The sequence below is a fragment of the Streptomyces sp. NPDC002785 genome, from assembly GCF_040295565.1.
Taxonomy (GTDB): domain Bacteria; phylum Actinomycetota; class Actinomycetes; order Streptomycetales; family Streptomycetaceae; genus Streptomyces.
Map to the genome: position 1 here is coordinate 1 of NZ_JBEOVN010000451.1, position 1,064 is coordinate 1,064.

At 68.6% G+C, this 1,064-nt stretch carries 1 protein-coding gene; it reads left to right on the forward strand.

Translation table 11 applies throughout. From position 1 onward, the window contains the following. The first annotated feature begins 227 nt into the window (after nt 1–227). Nucleotides 228–974, forward strand: a complete 747-nt coding sequence (locus ABTZ94_RS37685; protein ID WP_351207998.1) for a bifunctional DNA primase/polymerase — start codon at nt 228–230, stop codon at nt 972–974. The last annotated feature ends 90 nt before the right edge of the window (nt 975–1,064 follow it).

A 1,064-nucleotide genomic window follows, 5' to 3' on the forward strand; every position in this document is an offset into this window, starting at 1 on the left:
GCACGACAGGGAGCGGGCTCCCGACGCCCTGCGACTCTCGCTGATCCGCTCCCTGTCGTGGGGGAGGTCGTTACGCACCCCTGAGACGCACCGCTCATTTCATGACAAGGAGTGGCATAGCGCCCAGCTCGCGGCGTCGTCCCTCGTACCCCGCTTCGGGACTCTGGCCACCCGAGGCGCAGGATGGTGGGACGATGGGCTTGGGCAACGCAGAGGTGAGGGGATAGATGGGCGCCGATTTCGGCCGTTATCGCGGCTCAGAGAGCAAAATTTCCCAATGGCTTCGCCGCCGACCCAAATCGCAGCAGAGCGAGGTCGACGACACCGCCCGGGAGGCGCTGCTCCTGGCTGTCGCCGAAGCCGGAATGCCGATCGCGCCCGCCGCCCATCCGGTCGGCTACCGGTGTTCGTGTGAACGCATCGGCTGTCCCACCCCCGCCCGGCACCCCATCTCCTTCGCCTGGCAGACACAGTCCACCACCGACCGCGCCCAGATCGAGCGCTGGGCCGGCAGCCAGCCGCAGGCCAACTTCATCACTGCGACCGGCATGATCCACGACGTTCTCGACGTGCCGCTGTCCGCGGGCAGCCAGGCACTGGAGCGGCTCCTCGCCGCAGGAATCGACGTCGGCCCCGTCGCCCGGTCCGGCGACGACCGGATGCTCTTCTTCACCGCCACCCGCGGTACGCCCGAGGACGAGGACGAGTGGTGGCCGTGCGAGCTGGACTGCCACCCCGAGACCATGGACGAGCATCCGGGACTGCGGTGGCACTGCCGCGGCAGCTACGTACTCCTGCCGCCGGCCAGACTGCCCGGTGAGCTGGATGTGCAGTGGGTGCGGGGGCCGGAGAACCCGCTGCCCGATCCGCTGACGCTGCTGGAGACGCTCACCGACGCGTGTGCGCAGTACGCGGACGAGGCGGACCGGAGCGGTCTCCACCACGACTCGGTGGCGTGGCCGCCGAGCCGCTAGTAGACTGTCGCGGCTAATTTCTGGGGTAGAGGTGGCGCAGTTTGATGCGTGCGTCGTGGGTGGTGAACTGCCAGTTCACCTGACGCTGGT